Annotated in this window: 20 protein-coding genes; all 20 read left to right on the top strand. The window is 37.6% G+C overall.

Annotation, left to right across the window (positions count from 1 at the left end; genetic code table 11):
- Window positions 1-2: 2 nt before the first annotated feature.
- The 20 genes from acsn021_RS19600 (at window position 3) to acsn021_RS19505 (ending at window position 19795) form a co-directional block, all read left to right on the top strand.
- Window positions 3-398 carry a DUF4320 family protein gene (locus tag acsn021_RS19600; RefSeq protein WP_243167890.1) on the top strand — a complete coding sequence of 132 codons (396 nt, stop codon included), beginning with the start codon at window positions 3-5 and terminating at the stop codon, window positions 396-398.
- Window positions 389-940 (top strand): hypothetical protein, encoded by a 552-nt coding sequence (locus tag acsn021_RS19595; RefSeq protein WP_184093218.1) that lies wholly within the window; start codon window positions 389-391, stop codon window positions 938-940. Before acsn021_RS19600 ends, acsn021_RS19595 begins: the two co-directional genes overlap by 10 nt.
- Window positions 941-1003: 63 nt before the next feature.
- Window positions 1004-1615 (top strand): DUF6550 family protein, encoded by a 612-nt coding sequence (locus tag acsn021_RS19590; RefSeq protein WP_184093217.1) that lies wholly within the window; start codon window positions 1004-1006, stop codon window positions 1613-1615.
- 61 nt (window positions 1616-1676) lie between these two features.
- On the top strand, window positions 1677-3344 hold the full coding sequence (locus acsn021_RS19585) for a hypothetical protein (protein ID WP_184093216.1): 1668 nt from the start codon (window positions 1677-1679) through the stop codon (window positions 3342-3344).
- Between the two features lie 242 nt (window positions 3345-3586).
- Complete coding sequence (locus acsn021_RS19580) at window positions 3587-3871, top strand: hypothetical protein (protein ID WP_184093285.1); 285 nt, start codon at window positions 3587-3589, stop codon at window positions 3869-3871.
- Window positions 3872-4070: 199 nt separating this feature from the next.
- Complete coding sequence (gene ltrA, locus acsn021_RS19575) at window positions 4071-5957, top strand: group II intron reverse transcriptase/maturase (protein ID WP_184093215.1); 1887 nt, start codon at window positions 4071-4073, stop codon at window positions 5955-5957.
- 740 nt (window positions 5958-6697) lie between these two features.
- Window positions 6698-10471, top strand: coding sequence for an NACHT domain-containing protein (locus acsn021_RS19570; RefSeq protein WP_184093214.1), 3774 nt, complete (start codon window positions 6698-6700; stop codon window positions 10469-10471).
- Window positions 10472-10731: 260 nt separating this feature from the next.
- Window positions 10732-11007 carry a hypothetical protein gene (locus acsn021_RS19565; protein ID WP_184093213.1) on the top strand — a complete coding sequence of 92 codons (276 nt, stop codon included), beginning with the start codon at window positions 10732-10734 and terminating at the stop codon, window positions 11005-11007.
- Window positions 11008-11220: 213 nt separating this feature from the next.
- Window positions 11221-11706: an ABC transporter permease gene (locus tag acsn021_RS19560; protein WP_184093212.1), complete on the top strand. Its 486-nt coding sequence runs from the start codon at window positions 11221-11223 to the stop codon at window positions 11704-11706.
- A gap of 74 nt (window positions 11707-11780) precedes the next feature.
- Entirely contained in the window at window positions 11781-12248 is a 468-nt protein-coding gene (locus tag acsn021_RS19555) for a YbhB/YbcL family Raf kinase inhibitor-like protein (protein WP_184093211.1), read from the top strand.
- Window positions 12249-12558: 310 nt separating this feature from the next.
- Window positions 12559-13557, top strand: coding sequence for a DUF5688 family protein (locus acsn021_RS19550; RefSeq protein WP_184093210.1), 999 nt, complete (start codon window positions 12559-12561; stop codon window positions 13555-13557).
- Window positions 13558-13566: 9 nt separating this feature from the next.
- Window positions 13567-13710: a hypothetical protein gene (locus tag acsn021_RS19545; RefSeq protein WP_184093209.1), complete on the top strand. Its 144-nt coding sequence runs from the start codon at window positions 13567-13569 to the stop codon at window positions 13708-13710.
- On the top strand, window positions 13682-14221 hold the full coding sequence (locus acsn021_RS19540; protein ID WP_184093208.1) for a JAB domain-containing protein: 540 nt from the start codon (window positions 13682-13684) through the stop codon (window positions 14219-14221). The genes acsn021_RS19545 and acsn021_RS19540 overlap by 29 nt, the downstream gene beginning before the upstream one ends.
- A gap of 6 nt (window positions 14222-14227) precedes the next feature.
- On the top strand, window positions 14228-15235 hold the full coding sequence (locus tag acsn021_RS19535) for a DUF3991 and TOPRIM domain-containing protein (protein WP_184093207.1): 1008 nt from the start codon (window positions 14228-14230) through the stop codon (window positions 15233-15235).
- 25 nt (window positions 15236-15260) lie between these two features.
- Entirely contained in the window at window positions 15261-15422 is a 162-nt protein-coding gene (locus acsn021_RS19530; protein ID WP_184093206.1) for a hypothetical protein, read from the top strand.
- A gap of 279 nt (window positions 15423-15701) precedes the next feature.
- Window positions 15702-16100 (top strand): hypothetical protein, encoded by a 399-nt coding sequence (locus tag acsn021_RS19525; protein ID WP_184093205.1) that lies wholly within the window; start codon window positions 15702-15704, stop codon window positions 16098-16100.
- 169 nt (window positions 16101-16269) lie between these two features.
- Window positions 16270-16632, top strand: coding sequence for a MobC family plasmid mobilization relaxosome protein (locus acsn021_RS19520; protein WP_330601781.1), 363 nt, complete (start codon window positions 16270-16272; stop codon window positions 16630-16632).
- The gene (locus acsn021_RS19515; RefSeq protein WP_330601780.1) at window positions 16619-18091 is read left to right on the top strand and encodes a relaxase/mobilization nuclease domain-containing protein; all 1473 of its coding nucleotides are present in this window, start codon (window positions 16619-16621) and stop codon (window positions 18089-18091) included. The genes acsn021_RS19520 and acsn021_RS19515 overlap by 14 nt, the downstream gene beginning before the upstream one ends.
- 41 nt (window positions 18092-18132) lie before the next feature.
- Window positions 18133-19392, top strand: a complete 1260-nt coding sequence (locus acsn021_RS19510; RefSeq protein WP_184093204.1) for a hypothetical protein — start codon at window positions 18133-18135, stop codon at window positions 19390-19392.
- A gap of 49 nt (window positions 19393-19441) precedes the next feature.
- Window positions 19442-19795: a hypothetical protein gene (locus acsn021_RS19505; RefSeq protein ID WP_184093203.1), complete on the top strand. Its 354-nt coding sequence runs from the start codon at window positions 19442-19444 to the stop codon at window positions 19793-19795.
- Window positions 19796-19890 lie beyond the last annotated feature (95 nt).

The following is a 19890-nucleotide window of genomic DNA, read 5'->3' as shown; positions in this document are numbered from 1 at the left end:
AGTTGAAACGCATTATAAAGAATAATCGTGGAGAAGGGTATCTGGATGTGGTGGTTTTGGTACTTTGTGCCATGCTTGTCATAGCCATAGCGGTAAAGGTACTTCCGGCTTACATCATCAAACAGCAAGTGGATACCTTTGCGACTGAACTGGTACGGGAAGCAGAAAGAGCAGGAGGGGTGGGAACAGAAACCTCACAACGAGAAGCCGTATTACGAGAAAAAATAGGGATTACCCCTGTGGTAACCTGGTCAAAAAGTGGAAGGATTCAGTTGAATGAAGAAATTAGCGTAACTGTTACCTACCATATGAATATCGGACTATTTGGAGGATTTGCCTCATTTCCCATTACATTAAAAGCCGATGCTGCCGGGAAGGGGGAAGTCTATTGGAAGTAAAAAAGAGGATTTCAGTGCTACATAATAATAAGGGAAATGGATTTCCCTTAGCGGTAGCAGTTACTTTGGCACTTGTCTTACTCTTTACTGGTATCTCCGAGTATTTCCGGCTTATGATTATTGCAAAAGGGGTACAGGATGCTTTGCAATCTGCTGTTATATCAACCGTCAGTGATAATTATGATGAGGTTTATCACGGAGTCAGGGAAGGCTATTCTGGAGGGTATCAGCCCATTGCATCTGAATTTGAAGAGTCCTTGGATTATGGAGATATGTATGAGAGACTTGCTATTATTTTAGGTTTGACCGATAATGAAGAGTATAGTAGTAAAATAACAGAAGATGGAAAAACGGAATTTACCATATCGGACTTAGAAGTGGAAATCACCAATGCACCCTTTGCCACCAGTGATCAAACAGAACATCGATTTCGAATAGACAGTACTATCCTGCTGGAAGTGCCAGTGTCATTTGCAGGAAAGCAACTGACCAATATGAAAATAAAAGTTCGAACCAGTGCAGGGTATACACCAAAGTTTTGAAATAAGCATGATTTAGGATAGAGAGAAAAACAAAAACGATAAGGGAAGGAAATGAGGGAGCTTATGAAAAAGAAGAGTGGAAAAAAGTTTGTAATTGCAGGAGGAATACTGCTCATGGCAGTGCTTATGATAGTAATTGGAAGGCGATTTCAGAACAAACCAGTGGCAGAAGATGTTTTTCCAACGGATAACAAAGAAAGCAGTGAGCTTACCGTGAAAACTCCAGAAAATCAGGAAAAAGTAGAATCAGGAGAAAATAAAGTAACCGTGACAGTAGCACCCGTTACAAAAGAAGCAGTCAATGAGGGAAGCGGCTCTATTGATACAGGAACAAATCAAACGATTCAACCAGACATTTCTCCTAAACCAACGGGGAGAGAAGAACAGGGGACGGAGCCAACGGAGAAACAAACCAACGAAAAAGGAGAACCAACAAAGCAGAAAGAGAAAAAACCGGAGGCGACACCGACGGCAAAACCAGAACCTACCCCAACACCTTCACCAAAACCAACAAAAAAACCAACACCAACGGCAAAGCCTACATCAAAGCCAGAGAAGAAGAACTCATCCGGTGGATTTCCGGGATTTGATAATGTACCGGACGGTGGAGATAATACAGTAATATATGGGGATAGTGATGGAGACATCGACAAACAAGTGGGAGACATGGACTAATAGAATATTCAGTAAGAGAGGGCACTGCGATGAGCAGTGCCTTCTTTGTGGAGGAGGAAGAATGTACAAGCATTTCATAAGAATAATAGCAGTTATTATGGTGCTTTATCTCATAATACCCATCCCAGCATTAGCTGCAGGAAATGGAAATGTGGATTCTGGAGGTGGGGGACTTGGTCATGGCTCCAGTGGAAATACCTGGTCATCCAGTAATGAAGGAGTACGGATAACCGTAGTACGTGTGAGGGATCATGCCATTGTTGCAACACCAATTGATTTAACGAACAAGCCACCCAAAGTAGGAATTAATAATTTTGGAAAAGTAAGCAAAATACAATATAGCACAGGGAGAGCTTTAACCCCAGTCAAGGGAGGTTATACCAGTGTAAAACCCTCCAAAAGTATTCCGAAAATCATTTCTGTTAGTGGAGAAAGTAATATTACTGCAATCAAAAAATATTTTTGCTCGGAGTATTTGGTTAAGCTAATCGCAAAGCAAACAGGTATGAACTACGATGTTTTAATAAATGGGGAATATAAATTACTCTTGGAACCAATCGCCTATTACAAGTTTGAAGGTAATATGACAGCGACAACAGCTACCGAGGCAGCATTGTATAATAAAAAGTTGGATGGGTTGCTCCGAAGAAGAATGGTTTCTCTCACCCATAAAAACTTACCACTTTCTATGTTTTTAGAAGAAGCGGATTTGGGATATCCAGCATGGAGTGGAAGCAGGAATACAACAGCGTCAGATGCCGATATTATATCGTCTCTTGGACTGGGAATTGTCCGGTTCCAAGAAGAACCTTCGGAACCACCTACCGTTAGTACCAATGATTATACCTATCGAGTCAACACAGATGTGATTACCGCAGTAACCGTAAGCGGAGGGCAGTCCGACCCAGATCACCCCACTACGGTTTCTTTTCAGATTGCAGGAACAACCTATCAAGTTGGTAATGTATTTTATCCAGAAGGCGGTTCCCAACTTGTTTGGGTAAAATGGAGAACTCCATCCAAGAAACAGAAGATGGATATTCCCGTTACCATAAGCGGCAGTGGCAGTGCTTCCAAAGGTGTGATTCATGTGAAGATAGTGGATTTAGATAAAAATCCTCCACCCAATCCAGAAGCAGATGACCAAAACGATTCTTTTATCTATGCACCAATTCCATCCCGAGAGGAAAAAACAAGGGCAGATTGGAGTGTCTGGAGACCAAGGTGGAAAACCAAATGGGTAGATGAAGGGTATTGGGACAGTGATAGCTGGACGGATAGTGAAGGCACGGTGCATTCCAGCAGTACTTGGGTAGAAAAATGGGTTGATCGTGGTTGGTGGGAGTTTGATGAAAACCAGTATTATGCTACATTTTCGGCAGATATGAAGATACAGGTGGATGGTAAGAATCCGACAGCCAATGGCAGGACTATGAAAAGTGGTTATGGCGTAAATGAATTGGTAACGGCATCCGTTAGTAGCAATCAGAGTTCAGCAATTACATATCCACAAAATGCAGTGTCCTATTTTCCGGAATTTCAATATAAGACCTATTGGAGGGTGTTGGATTTAAAAAGAGGTGGCACCAGAGCAGAGTTTGAATTTCAAGAAAATGAATACAGTACCTATCAGAACCGGACACATTTTTCGCCGATTTGGATGCCGGATGGTAGTTATACGGTAAATACCTGGGTGATAGATGTATGGACGCGTGCGACTCGCTCGTAACTGAAAAGGTTACGCACAAGTCTGCATTATCTCTTAATAAAATTAATGTAATGCAGTTCTTGGAGAACTGATATTCCAATGAGTGGAATGATGGTGTAACGCCCTGAAACGCTCACCCTGATACTCCGATATGCGTGAGCTTGGCAAAAAGCAAAGCGTATAAAGCTCGGTGAAGTCGGCTGAAAGCTACCGTAGTTTCAATAATTACTATTGAAAACGAAAGCTTCCCAGAGGTGGGAGGTGTGGCTGATAGGTCGGGGGTCTATAAAATGCCTATGGTTAGAATGTGTAAGACTAACACTGACGAAAATCCGAATGTACGGGTCTATAAGGCTGAACATATAGAAATGTATGTGAAACTACGGTTTGGCATATGGGGTAAAGTAAAACTGTCGTCCTATGAAATACCCTATACCGTTACAGGCGGTATCAAGTATGCAGGCTCAGAGGATTACCTAAGGGCATCATGTAAAGATAGGAATATCGGAACGAGGAAAGGTCAGAACGCAGAGAGTTGCCCTCTATGAAGCGTTGTCAAGGAAAGTGATTTTCACATAACTTGGCTTTATCTGACTGAGAGTAGTGGCATGACCTGTGAAGCGGTGATAATAAGCCGTGGAGGAATAGCCACAAGTCACTAAAATTACAAGAAAAACAAACACTAACAAATCAAAGGTTCGAGTATGACTAAGAAAAGCAAATCCATATTGAAAGGATTTACTGACTTTGACAGGACTGCGAGCAGCGAAGAAAGCATATCTGCGAAATGCTGAATATTATGACTTCCAGCAGGTTCTTGATGATTTATATGCAGAAAGCAAAGAGCAAAAGGTATTCTCAGATTTAATGGGATACATTTGTTCAGAGCAGAATATTCGATTGGCGTATAGAAATATCAAAACCAATTCAGGGAGTAAAACAGCGGGAGCAGACAATAAAACAATTTCTCATTTAGAAAAATGGGAGACGGCAAAATTAATACAGCATATTCAGAAAAAGCTCGATTACTACCAGCCACAAAAAGTCCGCAGAGTGGAAATACCAAAAGGGAACGGAAAAACCAGACCGCTTGGAATTCCTACTATCATGGATAGGCTTATCCAGCAGTGCATTCTACAAGTGCTGGAGCCTATTTGTGAAGCAAAGTTCTTTGAGAGAAGCAATGGATTCAGACCAAATCGAAATGCAGAACAGGCAATGGCGCAAGCCTACAAATGTATACAGATTCAGCACTTGTATTTTGTGGTTGACATTGATATTAAAGGCTTCTTTGATAATGTCAGCCATGGAAAGCTATTGAAACAAATGTGGGCTATGGGTATCAGGGACAAGAAGCTTTTATCAATCATTTCCTGTATGCTCAAAGCAGAGGTCGTTGGCATAGGGTTTCCAGAAAAAGGAACGCCGCAGGGTGGCATAATATCCCCACTCCTGTCAAATATTGTGCTAAATGAATTGGATTGGTGGATAGCCAGCCAGTTTGAACTTATGCCTACACAACATAAATATAGCCTGCAAACAGCAAGAAATGGTACTGGAATCAGGGGTCATATCTACTCATCATTGCGGAAATATACAGCACTAAAGGAATGCTTTGTTGTTCGTTACGCCGATGATTTTAAAATATTTTGTCGGTACAGAAGCGATGCGGATAAAATGTTCATTGCAACAAAAATGTGGTTAAAAGAACGTTTGGGGCTTGATATTAGTCCCGAAAAATCAAAGGTAGTCAATCTGAAAAGAAGCTACTCCGAATTTCTGGGGTTTAAGCTTAGAGCCACTCCAAAAGGTAAACAGCCAAACGGAGAAACGAGGTATGTTGTTCAATCGAAATTGAATGAGAAATCCATGAAGAAGATTGCAGAGAAGCTGAAAAGTGCCATTAAGGAGATACAATGTCCTTCAAATGACACGGAAGAATACAAGGCGATTATGCGATACAATTCAATGATAATCGGCTGGCATACTTATTACAGAATTGCTACCGATGTCAATCTTGACCTTAATAAATATGCTTTCTTAGTACACCGAGCCTTAAAAAGAAGACTGAAAGACCGTTTGAAAAAGACCTCTGATGTTCCATTGTCTCCATTTATCAAAGTGAAATATGGTAAAAGCAAGCAGTTGAGGTACGTGAAGAAGCACCCAATCCTTCCCATAGGCTATATAAAACACTCAAGTCCTATGTTTAAAAAGAAAAGTATTAACAAGTTTACAACCGATGGTCGGGCTGAAATTCATAAACAGCTCGGAAATATCAACATGGGTGTTTTGCATTACCTTATGCTGAATGCTGATGCAAGCAAAAGCATTGAGTACAATGACAATCGACTGTCATTGTACTGCGCACAGCAAGGGAAATGTGCTGTCTCGAAGAAATTGCTTGAAATTGATGATATTCATTGTCATCATAAAGTTTCCCGAAAATTAGGAGGAAACGATAAATACCAGAATCTAATTATCGTGAGTGAAGATGTACACATACTTCTCCACGCTACTACCAAGGAGATAATAGAAAAGTATCTGAGGAAACTAAAACCCGATAAACGGCAGTTGAGCAAGGTGAATTCCTTGCGTAAGCTTCTAAGTTTAGAAGTGATTAAGCAGTCTTGAAAGTTATGTGTATTGTGTAAATGAATTTTAGTGATGGAACGCCGTATGAGCTGAAAGGCTCATGTACGGTGTGGGTCGGGGGAAAAGACGGAGATTATATCAAGGTCTTACCTATCGACATCAGGGGGGATGCTGGCAAGGAATTTAACAGATACTATTATGATAAAGGGGAGTTTGTGGGATGATTGGCACATTGCGCCGTTGGGGTGAGGTGAGTATAGGTAGCATATTTTGTGGGAGAAAGGAGATGGAGAGAGAAATATAATGAAATATGTTAATTATTGGTGACATCTTGTAGGCTGAGGGGTATAATTAAATGGTAAATGATAGGTGATATAGTAAGAGACATAGTTCTCCTTTTTACTGATTATAGCAATAATGGGAAGTTCAAAATAGAGCAAAATAAAATTTTATTAAAGAAGCATGTAGCATATCTTGAACTTTCCGTTATATTTATAAAATGAACATATTAGTTTATGGGTTAAAATGTAATTCAAATTTTTTGTGAAAATAGTTAATGCTTGTTTTAAAACATAAATAATAAATCCTGAAAATCCACAGGAAATGGTCTTGATAGACATTGGATTCTTAGCATGTCGGAAAGTGTGATTTCGAGTTCCTAAGTTGCGGGATGAAAAACCTCAGGAATTAACATTTTGGACTTTAGTATATATTTTTGCAATAGTTGTGAAAAATAGACTGATTATATTGAAATAAAATCATGACCAGGAGGAAGTAAATTGGTTGATAAGAATACAGATGCTAAAGAGAGTTTTAGGGGATATAATCTGCAGGTTTTGAGGGCAATACGAAGATTACTTCAAGGGATTAGTGAAAATAAACTAATATATTCAGCTATAGAATGTGGTGATGATGTATATGAAATAAAAATAACAGATACGGACTACAAACATACCTATGAGCAAGATAAATTGTATAGTAATAATGGATTTTCGTTAAATAGTAAAGAAGTAAAGAAATCAATATGTATTTTTTTGAATAAGTGGATTAATGTAAAAGATGAGTCGATAAAATTTGTTTTTTATACTAATGTTGAAACTACGAAAGAGAAAAAAGTTGGAATATTACAGCCACCAAAAAATAAATGTATTGATTTGTTGACTGATATTAAGAATCCTAGCAGTTGGTTAGAGGTAAAAGCATATTTCATAAATGTGATTAAAGACTATTACATAAATACATATAATTCATCAAATTCAAACGTTACCCAAATACAATCTTTAACAGAAGAAGATTGGCACACATTTGCAACTTGTATTGAATGGATGTTTCGCAGTGATGATGATATTAAATTAAGGAAGTTGCTTAGGGAAGAAATAGTTGAACTATGCAAACAATATGAAGTCAAATTAGGCTTCGTCGATTTTTTGTTAGCTGCAATTGAATCTGATATAAGACAAGGAGTTGTAGAAAAAGACTTTATTAATCAACTTGTTTCAACAGAACGATTAATAAACTATTTTTTAAACTTATCACAATATAGGTTTAAAGAGAGTTTAGAATTGAATGACGCTTGGTTTGCTAAGAGATTGCAAAGCAGTATAGAGCGTTTGTCTGATAGATATTCGCAGGAGCTTGATATTGAAAGAGAAGAGACTGTATTTTTAGACTATATGTCTAGAGAGTTTTGCGAACAAGATATCACGAATAACAAAGAGTACAAAAAATTATTAGATTCTCCATTCCTTATGATAACAGGAGAGGCTGGAGTGGGAAAATCTCATTTTATAGCACACGCAGCTGCTAAGTATTTAAATAATTATGGAAAAGCTGTATTAATTTTAGGACAGTATTGTAGAAGTGAAGAAATATTAAAACGCAAGATAATAAACTATCTTGAAGTAGGAAATAAATGTGAATTTGATGATTTTCTTAAATGTATGGATGACTGGGGACGTGTTACTGAAAGAAGGAGTATTATTTTTTTTGATGCAGTAAATGAAGGAAAAAACATAGAAGAAGAAATAAAAGAATTAGCATTAACAATAAAACAATATGAAAATGTAGGGTTTGTGTATAGTGTACGGGGCAATAGAAAAGCAATAGAGAATGTTAATGATTTTTTATGTATAAATCTAGGTAGGTTGAAAAAAAAGAAAGATATTGAGGCATTTTTTATATTCTTTAATATTCCTTTATCATACAATTATCAGGATATGGATATATTTACTCTGCCGTTATTACTTAAGATGTATTGCAGATTATTTGAGGGCAAGGAATTTAATGCGGAGGACGGATTATATACAATTTTCCCTTTATATTTTAAAAGTGTAACGAAAAGGATTTTAAAAAAGTATCCTCATGATAAAACCAAAGCAGATATTGTAGGAACAGCATTAGAGATATATGCTGATCTAGTTATAAAATATGTAGACGAATATGTAAATTATAGTATACTTAGTGCTGATATAGATAAAAAATTGGGATGCTATAAATTATCTTTTAATGTAGTTGATGAACTGCTGAATGAAAATATATTAGTTTACAACGAAAAGGATCATACCGTATTTGTAGAATTTAATTTGTGGTCAGATTATTTAATTATAAAGCAAATTTTACATAATGAAAAAGTAAAAGAGTTTCAAAATGAAAAACAGTTAAAACAGTTTTTTAACCCTCAAAACCCATATTATAATTTACTAGTTACAAGGGATGAGATGTTAGCTATATTATTGCCAGATATCTCATGTAAATACAAAAACGGTGGATTTGAATTATATTATTGGGCAAGTTATTTGAAATATAGTGAAAATGTATATCTCTTTTTGAACAGTATGTATTGGCGTGATCTGAGAAAAATATGTGCAGTAGGATTTAGTATATATGTCAATGATAATAGCGTTGCTATTAATAATTCATATGATGCCAGATTTGATGTATGGGACTGTATTATGATGCAATGTAGTCGAAGTACCAGATACTTTAGTGTGAATTATATCTATGAAATGAGTCAAATATGGATTAATGAAGTGATGCAAAGAAATTGGGCTTCTTATTTAAATGATAAATTCCTTGAGTCAGATTATTTTAAAAGATTAAATTATTCTATAGATAATCAACTTGATTTATTAGATAATGATCAAATATTTAATCAGTTAAGAGTCTTTACACTTTTTTTGTATAGTTTAGATAGTCGTATTATTAGTAGAAGTATGAAAACAATTACGATACTGATGAAGAAAGAACCCAAAGTGATTATAAAATTTCTTCAATCAATAAATGGTAACTGTAAAGATGAAACGGTATATACAAAGTTAGTACAGATAATATTTAATATTACGGATTATGTAGATGCTCTAACTATAACTGAGATATACCGATTTTTATTTGAAAATCTTAAATGGAGTTTTTATATAGGAAAATATAAATTCCTAGATTTATGGTATATAAATGGAATTAAGGATATTATGGTAACTAGAAATCTGAAAATAGATTATGATGTCAATCTTGATATAACTTCTTTTATAAATCATTTTGTATTTCAGGGACTAGAGGATATATCAAGCAACGACTTGGAAAAGTATTACAGAGAGAAGAATGAGAGAGAAACTGAATTTGATGAGTATATAGAATATAATGATGATGAGGAAGGAGAACTTTATTATCAATGCCAAAATAAAATTGTTAATGCATTTCTAAATAACTTTAAGGAAGATAGTTATAGATTCAGTTCAGACTTTATAGTTAGTGAAATAGCAGAGCCATACAAGCGGATGTTCTTAAATAATGTATTGTTAGAAATACTAAAAGGTGAATATTCATATATAAGATATGGTTTTCATGATTACTGGAGTAATGGACCAGATTATCAGAAAAAATATGCAGAAAAATATGAAGAAATCGCATTAGATAGGATTATATGTAAATATTTAAAAACCCTGTTAACTAATGGTATTAAATTAAGTATTTGGGTTCAAAAGATTGTTACACTTATAAATAATTTTACAACCGTAGACTGCTCTATTCCTGAAAAAGTTATTAATCCAATTATGATTAACACAGAGATTGATACGGAGATAATCAAATTGCAAGATAAACTTGAAAATAACGATAAATGGATTCCAATTACCTTTGGATACAATTTGAATTATGATCTGTATATTTATATTAAAGGTCAAATAATGGATAGGAATATAAGAGAAAAAGCATTGCCTGAGGGAATTTTTTATAATGAGTTGTATAGGACAAAACATTTTTATAAAACTGTTGAATTAACTTATAAGAATGAACAAGTTTTTATAAATTATTTATGGGATTATGAACCATTTACAAGTATAACCTTATTACATCCTAAAATAATAGATAAATTAGATTTACAAGTAGGGGAATACCAATGTACATATTACTATAAAGATGAATTAGTTTGTAAAAATACTGTTTTGGAGAATAGAACAGACCAACTTGTAATAAAGAAAAGTTTTTTGATAGAGCTGCAAAAAAAATATGAAATAGCTTGGTGCTTTATAAATGGCAAGGAATTTATACTTAATTAGTATATGCTGTGATAGTAATAATTGAGGATGCTTTCGAACTTTATTTTGCAAGGGGCAAACAAAATCTAGACCTTCCAAAGACTCTGAAAGGAGCTGAATCTGTATGTAAGTACAAGAAGAATTAATCATTGCATTAAAAGTTCTTATTTGAAACAAGTAGGAATTGCAGCTGCCTTAAAAATCATACAGTCAACATTTGAAATAATTACAGTTGACATATAAGAAAAATTAGGCGTGAGGTATATCTAACGGCAAGAGGATTGGAACATTATAAATATAGAATGATGTTTGTTAATTATGGAACAGTTTCATATCCAGTTATGGTTGTTATAAATGAGGAATTATCAATTGATTATAATGGTAAAAGAAACTACACATATTTAATTAATTCGATGAAAGGGCTAGAAAATATGATTAATAAAGTAATTGATTCCAATATTATAGTGTTTCTTGCTCAAAACCTGATTAATGAATCATTAAGGCAAGAAAGCAAAGAAGAGATGTACCTGGAAAATGAAAGTATTGATCAAATATGAGTAAACTCACTACTAAGTAGTAGAGAGGCTGAACATAGTAAATTATATGGCTGATGGTACGTATTCTCCATTGATGTTTCTATGAAACTCAAGTATAGATATACTAGGAATAATTCATTGATATGATTTTGAACTACTCATTATATAAAAAAGAGGTAATTACCGTAAAAGTGAGAATCTTTTACAATTCTAATTTAATTAGGAGGTAATCACATGCAGTATGTGATAACAGGAATCATTTTATATGCATTGTTCTTCTTGCTCTGTTATCTTGGCACTGGCGGAGATAGAAAAAACATCAAAAACTTTTATAGTTATCCTGATGCCGTTCAGACAAAGATTAGACAGAATGAAATGCTAAATAAAATGATTCCGAAGAAATCTACTTATTTGAAATCTTTTCTGTCAAATCTGGTGTTGTTTACTATTGCGTTTATCGTTATAGGCTTGGTATTAAGGCTTTCAAAATTTATGTCAGCATTCATCTATCTTTTGATATTAGGGGAAGGGTTAAATCTTTTTGATTTACTTGTTATTGATTGTTGCTGGTGGAGCAGGACGAAAAGAACACATTTCACAGAGATAGCTGACGACAAAGAGTATCATGGATTTAGAAAGCATTTTAAGGCTTTTTTGAGAGGAATTCCAGTATTTATTTTTGCAGCACTGATTGCAGCAGTAATCAGTACAATTCTCTGATACTTAGTAGGATTTTGAATCTGCTACTGCTTCTTAATAGCCAGGTAAATTAACCCACAGCAAAGGAGAAAATCATGAATACCAACTTACAATTCAAATGCACTGGCATAACCGAAGGACAAAAGTTCCCCCTACAGCACACCGGGCGAGGAGAAGATCAGTCACCTGAATTTATTCTTGCAAACCTTTCTCCAGATGCCAAATCCATTGCAATTATATTAGACGATATCAAGCACCCACTCTTTGGAATTTATAACCATTGGGTCATTTGGAACATCCCTGTTCTTGATAGAATTCCAGGAAATATTCCTGCCGGAAAGGTAGTTCCCTCATTAGGCAATGCCATACAGGGCATAGGCTATGGACGACATAAATATGCGGGACCGAAGCCACCAAGAGGAAAGCAGCATGCTTATCAATTCACCATTTATGTACTGGACAGTACAATTACCTTAAAAGAGAATGCGAAAAAGAAACATCTGCTTCGTGCGATTAAGCCCCACATCATTCAACAGGGTGAGCTTACCGGTGTTTTTGAATAAAACGTAATTCATAAAAGCATAAGGATTCCTAACCAGTGGGGGATTGTATTCGTACCAATATTTCAGAAGGCACAGCTACATATCTACATATGTAAAACAAAATTTTATAAGACATGCCCCCTCAAGCCAGCTAACCACTGGCTTTTTTCATACCCATTTTCGAAAGGAGAACGATATCCATGACCAATTTCAAACGCCAGAAGGTACCGCCATAACCAATACCTCACTATCTAACTTAACAAGTAACCAATCACCGGGAGATACAAGCTTTTTCGTATCTCCCCATTTTTATTTTTAGGAGGAAAAATTGATGATGAATTATGAGATTTTTAAAGAAGTACTGGCAGAGAAATTCTTAGACTATATGCCAGCGGAGTACCAGAACATGAAGTTAGAGATTCACCCCGTGGATAAGGTCAATGTAACCCTGGATGGCTTGAATCTGATTACAGAGGGAGACACCAGAGTAACTCCAACCATCTATATTAATGATATATATGCACAATATCAGAAGAACAATGATCTTCAAGAGGTATTGCAGACCGCAGCCAATCGGATGGAAAAAGCAATAAAGGAAGCCCCGGATATTGTCACTGGCATTGAGATGGATTCTGCTAAAAATAATATCGTGTTTCAACTTGTGAATACCGAGCAGAACAAGGACATGTTACAGAACGTGCCCAACAGGGCATTCCAGGATTTATCTATTATTTATCGCTGGGTAGTAAAAACAGACGCAGAAGGAATTCAGAGCACCGTTATTCATGATTCCCTGGCAGAGCGCTTGGGGTTATCCGAAGAGCAGATGTTTCAACTGGCAGTGGACAACACAAGAAGATTATTTCCACCCAGCATCAAAAGCATGAATGATGTGATTCGTGAGATGTTTGCAAAGGATGGAATGCCCGCAGAGGTTGCAGATATGATGATAGGAGAAATGCCGCCGGAACAGACGATGTGGATAATTAGCAATGAACGGGGGATAAATGGAGCGATTTCCATGCTGTATGAGGATAAACTTCATGGATTGGCGGAGGAATTAGAAACAGACCTTTATATTATGCCCTCATCTCTCCATGAAGTCATTGCAGTATCTGTTTCTATGGGAGATCCCAATGAACTTGCCCAGATGGTAGCGGAAATCAATATGGATCAGGTTGCCTTGGATGAGAGGCTGTCCAACCAAGTGTACCATTATGATAAGGATTTGCGAAAGCTTTCCTTGGCTACAGATACACCAAACAAGAGATTGGATGGGATTGTTGGGGATACGAAACTGATTTACGATTCCAAAGAAAAGTCTCGTTAGGAGGCAGGAATGGAGCAGAAAATCTTAAAAAATGAAATATCCATACAGGAACTGACTGCTTTTATCAATGAAAGCAAAGAGGAATTTCTAATCAGTATTGAACTTGGAGGGGAGGCTGATATAAATGCCAAAGAAGAACCCATTCAAGGTTGATGTAGTATCGGTACGGCTGGTAAAGGATGCACCCATCTATTCTGATCAACCATTCAACAGTCCCTATGAGGTAGTCTCTGCAATGGGAGAGATTATGTGTGAATTTGACCGGGAGGTGGTCTGTGTAATTCATTTAAAATCAGACATCACACCTATTAATGTTCACTTTGCCAGTATGGGAGCATTAAATGAAGCAATGGCACATCCCAGAGAATTATTAAAGGCAAGTATACTCAGTAACGCCGCCAGTATGATGCTCGTCCATTGCCATCCCTCGGGTAATCTGTTACCGAGTAAGGCGGATACCATGATGACCGATAGAATGAATCGGATTTGTGAACTCGTGGGGATTCACTTAATTGACCACGTGATTGTGGGAGGAAACAATCAGGAGTTCTTTAGCTTTAAGGAAAAGGGAGTACTCACCAATCCAAGAATCGTTCTAACACAGGATTATAAGTCCCTAAATATTTCCTCACCAATTGTAGCAGAACGGGGGAGAGGAAGGTGATGTGGGGTGGAAAGAAACCGATTTACAGAAGAAGAACTTGCCCTTGCTAAGCGTGTTGATTTGACCGCAGTAGCCTCTTATCTTGGATACACAGTAAAGCGGGTTGGCAAGTATTACACCTTAAAAGAAATGGATTCTATCCGTATTTATGAAAAATCCCACTGGTTCCGATGGTCAAGACAGTATGAAACAGGAGAAAATGGTGGATCTCAGATTGACTTCTTGCGGGTATTTTGTGGAATGGATGTAAAAACGGCAGTGTTCTGGCTTTTAGATTTTACAGGCTATAGGCGAATACCAGACATGGAAAAGAAGATGCAACGAAGCTATCATGAGAGACAGCTGGAAAAACATCAGCAGACTGTAAGCACAGAGAAGAAAGTCTCCTTTCTTCTGCCACCAGAATCCAGGGATAACAAGTACTTATATTCCTATTTAAAGCATAACAGGGGAATCCGAACGGAAGTCATTGATTATTTTGTGAATCAGGGATTACTTTATGAAAGCAGTCCCTATCACAACCTTGTATTTAAAGGAAATGACCGAAAGGGAGTTACCCGGTTTGCCAGTATGCGCGGGGTATTTGATAAAGGGGGAAAGGGTTTTCGGTGTGATGTGGCGGGCAATGATAAAAACTATGGATTCAATGTGGTAAATGAAAAGAGTCAGGAGCTGATTGTTTTTGAAGCAGCTATTGACATAATGAGCTATGTGGATATTTTTAATGATTTCGATTCCAACAAACTGGCACTGGGAATGCTTGCAGACTTACCTTTGATTACGTTCTTAAAGGAGCATCCTCAAATAACCTTTCTTCGGTTTTGTCTGGATGGAGATGAACCGGGGAGAAAGGCAGCGAAAGAATTGGTAAAGAAGTATAACGAGCTTGGATATGAGGTGGAAGATGCACCTCCACCAGAGGGTTATAAGGATTACAATGAGTGGTTAGTGAAAAGCAAAGGATTAGAAAAACAGATGGTAGGACAAAGTCATACCAAACAACACAACTGGTAGGACTTTGTCCTACCATGGAGCAAATTTGGTAGAGAAAAGTCCTACCACAAAAGAGAGGGGAAACGTGACGACAAGATTTGTGGTAGCAGAAAGTCCTGCCAATTTCCAAAATGGTAGGAAAAAGTCCTACCAAAGAATCAAAGTGGTAGTAGAAAGTCCTACCATCGGTAGAAATCAGGGGTTTTAGGGGGTGATTCTCCCCTAACCAGTTTGCATGGAGGATGGATATCCACTATGCGTATCTGGCGATGTACGGGGGCTTTTCTTCCGGACATCGGAGCAAGGATAGAAATAAAAAAGAAACAAAGAGCTTTCAGAAAAAAGCAGAGCCTTAAGAAAAAATAGGGACATAGAAAAGGTAGGTATTTCGAAAGGCAATGAATCAGGGAAGACCAGGGAATTAAGAAAGAAGAGAATATCAAGAAAAAAGAGAATATCAAGAAAGAACAGGAGGTGTGGGGTAACGATGAAAGAAGACTATGCATTTATAACGGAGCAAGGAGAAAGTACCGTTCATGAGCTAAGCACAGTAGAAGCCTTGATAAAATATCAGGAGCAGTTTCATACAGGCTTTCCTTTAACGGATAAAGAAGCAGAGATGATTCTTGGCTATATGGAAGGACACGATTATGTGCTGGGAGAAGTGCAGGGGAACTTTTACCAGGGAGACCTTGCGGAGGTAAGGGAACGGATTTGCTGGGAAGAGTATTCCATGGATGATGTCATTGATGCAGTATGTGAATGGAATTATGAGTTAGTTTTAGAAGCAGAGGCGCAACGAAATAATCCAGAAGACTTTGTAGACTTCGCCAAGTCACAGAGCAGATATGAGCGCTTAAAAGCAGAAGAGGCAACCTTGGATTAGCTATTTGACCAAACCAAGTATGGTAAAGAGTTAGAAGAGCTTGCTACAAAATTAGCAGGTGAATTTCTTGCTCATGTAAATCCGACGAATGGAAGACAGGGCAGTTTAGGGGGAGAAACAAAAGAGTTAGAGGAAACCATTGCTTCGGTAACGGAGCAAATTCACCAGTATGGAAGCACCCATAGAGGAAGGTGATGGAATGGCAAAGCGTGTTCACAGTGTTAGTAAGCTGTTACGAATGACACCCGAGGAAGCAAAGATGTTAGAGGAAAAAGCAGTCCAGGCAGGCATGGTGGAATCGGCTTACTTGCGATTGCTGATTAGTCAGAAACCCAATGACTACCCGGAGGTACGAAGGCTGTTAAAAGATTTGATTAATGAGGTGAATCGAATTGGTGTAAATATCAATCAGATTGTTTGCAATCACAATTCTGGACTCTATTCCGTAAATGACAAAGACCGCTTGTTTGCTTATATGCGGAAATTAAACGTCAGAATTGAGGAGGCGGTGAGGCTCATTGGCAATTACTAAATTACTCTATATGAAAGACTGCGGCGGTAACTTTCATGGAAAACATTTAAAAAGTGCTCTGGAATATGTGATGAATGTAGAGAAAACTCAAAATGGCAGTTTAATTGGCGGAATCAATTGCCAGCCAGATACTGCTTTTGAGCAAATGAAGGAAACCAAGCGTAAGTTTAATAAAATCGGGAAGCGACAGGGCTATCATCTGATTCTATCCTTCCAGGAAGAGGAGGTAACACCGGATACAGCATTTGAAATCACCCAGAAGTTTGTATCGGAATATCTGGGAAAATCCTATGAAGCTGTTTTTGTGGTTCATGACAACACCGATCATGTACATTCTCATATTATATTTAACAGTGTCAGTTTTGTGGATGGAAAGAAATATCGCTATGAAAAGGGAGAGTGGGCAAAAGAGATTCAGCCCATTACCAATCGCTTATGTGAAGCGTATGGCTTATCCACCATTGAGATTGAAGAGGAAGCAAGGAAGGAAAAGAGAAAAAGCAGTGAGCATTACAAGGAGTGGAATGAGTACCGGGATGGGAAGTTTTTGTGGTCGGATATGATAAAGCGGGATTTGGATGCCTGTGTGTTGCAGGCAGGAGATTATGAAAGCTTCCTGGAACTTCTCTCTGAAAAAGGATATGAAATCAAGGAAGGAAAACACTTAGCCCTAAAACCCCAAGGAATGATGCGTTATCGAAGATGTGATACGCTGGGAACTGCTTATACAGAAGAAGCAATCCGGGAACGGGTTATTACAGAAGACTTAAACAGTTACCGTTCTTCTAATATAGAAGAAAAGCCCCAGATTTTTCATTGCCATGTAAAAAGGTATAAGAGAGCCAAACTGTCCGGTCTGCAAAAGAAATATTATGGAAAGCTCTATCGATTGGGGCAGTTAAAAAAGAAGCCGTACAGTCAGGTATGGAAGTACCGGCGGGAAATTAGTAAGATGCAGCAATTGCAAGCACAATATTTATTTCTTGCGAGACATGATATTTATAGCATAGAAGAACTGTCAGCTACCCTTTACCTATTAGAGGATTCTCGGAAAGGAAGCAACCAAGAAAAAAGTCGTGTCTATCGTGATAAGCAAAAAATGAAGTCCTTGTTTGACCTTACGGATGAAATGAAAGCTCTTTTACCAGCAGAAAAGGCATATCAACAGGGAGATAAATTCTTTTGGGAGGAACATGAAACATTTCAAACGCTGACTGGTCAGTTGGAGAAGCAGGGATATTCCTATGAGGAAGTAGAGAAACTTCGGGAGTACTATAGAGGAAAGGTAGCAGAAGTAAAGGAGAAGGAGACTGTGATTCGGAAAGAATTACGAGTCGGACAGGGAATCTGGAAAGAACTATGGGAAAAAGAGGATAGCAGAGTTCCTCAAAAAGAACAGAAACGAGAAGAACAGATGGAAAAAAGAAAAGAAGATGGAAGAGAACAGCCGACCAGATAGATTGGCTGTATTTTTTACGTCATTTTTAGAGGGAGGTAAGGATGAATCGAGAGAGAACACCAATGGATGCAAAGGAAATCGATATTATCATTGAAAAAATGCAGCGACGAGGCAAATACAGCAGTGAAATCATTCAACTTGTCCAATCGGATTTGGAGCATGGCATAGCAAAAGAAGAGACCGAACAGTATACCAATAAAAAATATGATATCAGGCAGATGCGAGTGTATTCTAACTGCTTAAGAAGGAACTGCTCCCAAGAAGAAATTTCAGTGATTTGCAAAGAGGGACTAAGTAACTGTCAGATGGAGGTGCTGTATGATTTCTTTGATAAAGGAGTTTCCTTAGAAACCATAGGTTCCATAATGGAGAAGGCAGAAGGAATTCCCCAACGAATGAAAAAGTTGTATGAGAACTATCAGGAAGAAATCAGCAAAGCAATGTCAGTGGTGGAAGTAGTAAGTCAGGAGCTGGATTCAGTGGTAGATACGGATTATATCAAGGAGCTACTTACCTTATTACACGGCATTTTTGAAAAGATTACGTATCAGGAAGAACGTTATGATGAGTTAAATAAGAATCTAAAGCTTTTTGAAAACAGTAAGGAAGATGAAGCCGTAAGAAAAAACCTGATCGGTGAAATGGATGAGAGAGATAGCATGTTAGAAAAGCAGCAGGAGGAGCTGAATAAAGCAACAGGAGCTATCGCGCGTCTTAGAAAGGATAAAGAGAAGTATGAGGAGGAGATAAGAAAAATGGGAAATCAAATGGAAGAGTTACAGAGAACTGTCAAAAGCCAGGAATTTGAATTGCAGGAGGGAAAGCACCGATTAAAACAGCCGTATGGGAAGGAAAAAGAAATGACTGAGATAAATGAGATAGATAAAGAGCAGGAACAACCCATTAATACTACTACCCATGGAAAATCGGAGACACAGGAGCCAACTAAGAACGTATTTCAACCGAGAGGTTATGGAATTCCGGTATATTATCAAATTCCTGTAGTAGATAGGAGAGGTCATTTGGTACAAAAGGTACCGATAGATCATAGTGCACAAAAAACCAGTGGAATCGTAAGCCTCTTAGCAAAGCTTGGCTTTAAGAAGAAATCCAGGGGAGATATTGTAAAGTTAGTTGCCAGTGGAGACTTGGTGCCGGCACAGCTCATCCAGATTAAAAGCGGAATTGAAAAAGGTCTGACAGAAGGGCAATTAGTGGAGCTGATTAACAATAACCTATCGGCGGAGAAAATGAAAGAAATCATTGAAATTGCAGTACTGGAAAACAGCATGATATTTTAAAGGAAAGGATGGAACCAAGGTAAGGCAACCGGAAAGGTAAGGTAAATGTATGAATTTAGCAATGGTGAAGGAAGCAATGGAAGAGATGAAGCGGAAAAATCATCCGTTTACAGCATTAGAACAGGAGTTTATCGCCCTGTTTGCATCTCAAACAGGAGACAAGAAACGTGTTAATCAACTAATGGAGGAGTTTCTTCAAGCAGAAAATGATACAGAATCACAGCAGATGATTGAAAGGTATTCCACCCAGTACATGGGGAAACAACCGTGGGTGGAGCAGATTGAAAGGCTACTGGTATCCCTTGAACGGTATCGCCTGGAGGAAGAAAGGGCAATGCAAGGGCTAGTGGATATTTTGGAAGCCTATGGAATTCCCACAACCGTTTCTGAAAAGGAGCAATAAGAGTTAAGTTAACGAGTGTATATGAGGCGGTAACCAGACAGCTGGGAATGGGAAAATGAGTGACAGAAGCGAAAGCAACAAAGGGACTATTTCCC

The sequence above is a fragment of the Anaerocolumna cellulosilytica genome (assembly GCF_014218335.1).
Lineage (GTDB): Bacteria > Bacillota > Clostridia > Lachnospirales > Lachnospiraceae > Anaerocolumna > Anaerocolumna cellulosilytica.
Note: the sequence above shows the minus strand (reverse complement) of the source record. Positions and strands in the feature narration are given on the sequence as shown.

What these genes read in the sequence shown, in the direction of transcription:
- acsn021_RS19590 (WP_184093217.1), top strand. Translation starts at nt 1,004, where the DNA reads ATGAAAAAGAAGAGTGGAAAAAAGTTTGTAATTGCAGGAGGAATACTG.
- acsn021_RS19585 (WP_184093216.1), top strand. Translation starts at nt 1,677, where the DNA reads ATGTACAAGCATTTCATAAGAATAATAGCAGTTATTATGGTGCTTTAT.
- acsn021_RS19560 (WP_184093212.1), top strand. Translation starts at nt 11,221, where the DNA reads ATGCAGTATGTGATAACAGGAATCATTTTATATGCATTGTTCTTCTTG.
- acsn021_RS19555 (WP_184093211.1), top strand. Translation starts at nt 11,781, where the DNA reads ATGAATACCAACTTACAATTCAAATGCACTGGCATAACCGAAGGACAA.
- acsn021_RS19550 (WP_184093210.1), top strand. Translation starts at nt 12,559, where the DNA reads ATGATGAATTATGAGATTTTTAAAGAAGTACTGGCAGAGAAATTCTTA.
- acsn021_RS19545 (WP_184093209.1), top strand. Translation starts at nt 13,567, where the DNA reads ATGGAGCAGAAAATCTTAAAAAATGAAATATCCATACAGGAACTGACT.
- acsn021_RS19540 (WP_184093208.1), top strand. Translation starts at nt 13,682, where the DNA reads ATGCCAAAGAAGAACCCATTCAAGGTTGATGTAGTATCGGTACGGCTG.
- acsn021_RS19525 (WP_184093205.1), top strand. Translation starts at nt 15,702, where the DNA reads ATGAAAGAAGACTATGCATTTATAACGGAGCAAGGAGAAAGTACCGTT.
- acsn021_RS19520 (WP_330601781.1), top strand. Translation starts at nt 16,270, where the DNA reads ATGGAAGCACCCATAGAGGAAGGTGATGGAATGGCAAAGCGTGTTCAC.
- acsn021_RS19510 (WP_184093204.1), top strand. Translation starts at nt 18,133, where the DNA reads ATGAATCGAGAGAGAACACCAATGGATGCAAAGGAAATCGATATTATC.
- acsn021_RS19505 (WP_184093203.1), top strand. Translation starts at nt 19,442, where the DNA reads ATGAATTTAGCAATGGTGAAGGAAGCAATGGAAGAGATGAAGCGGAAA.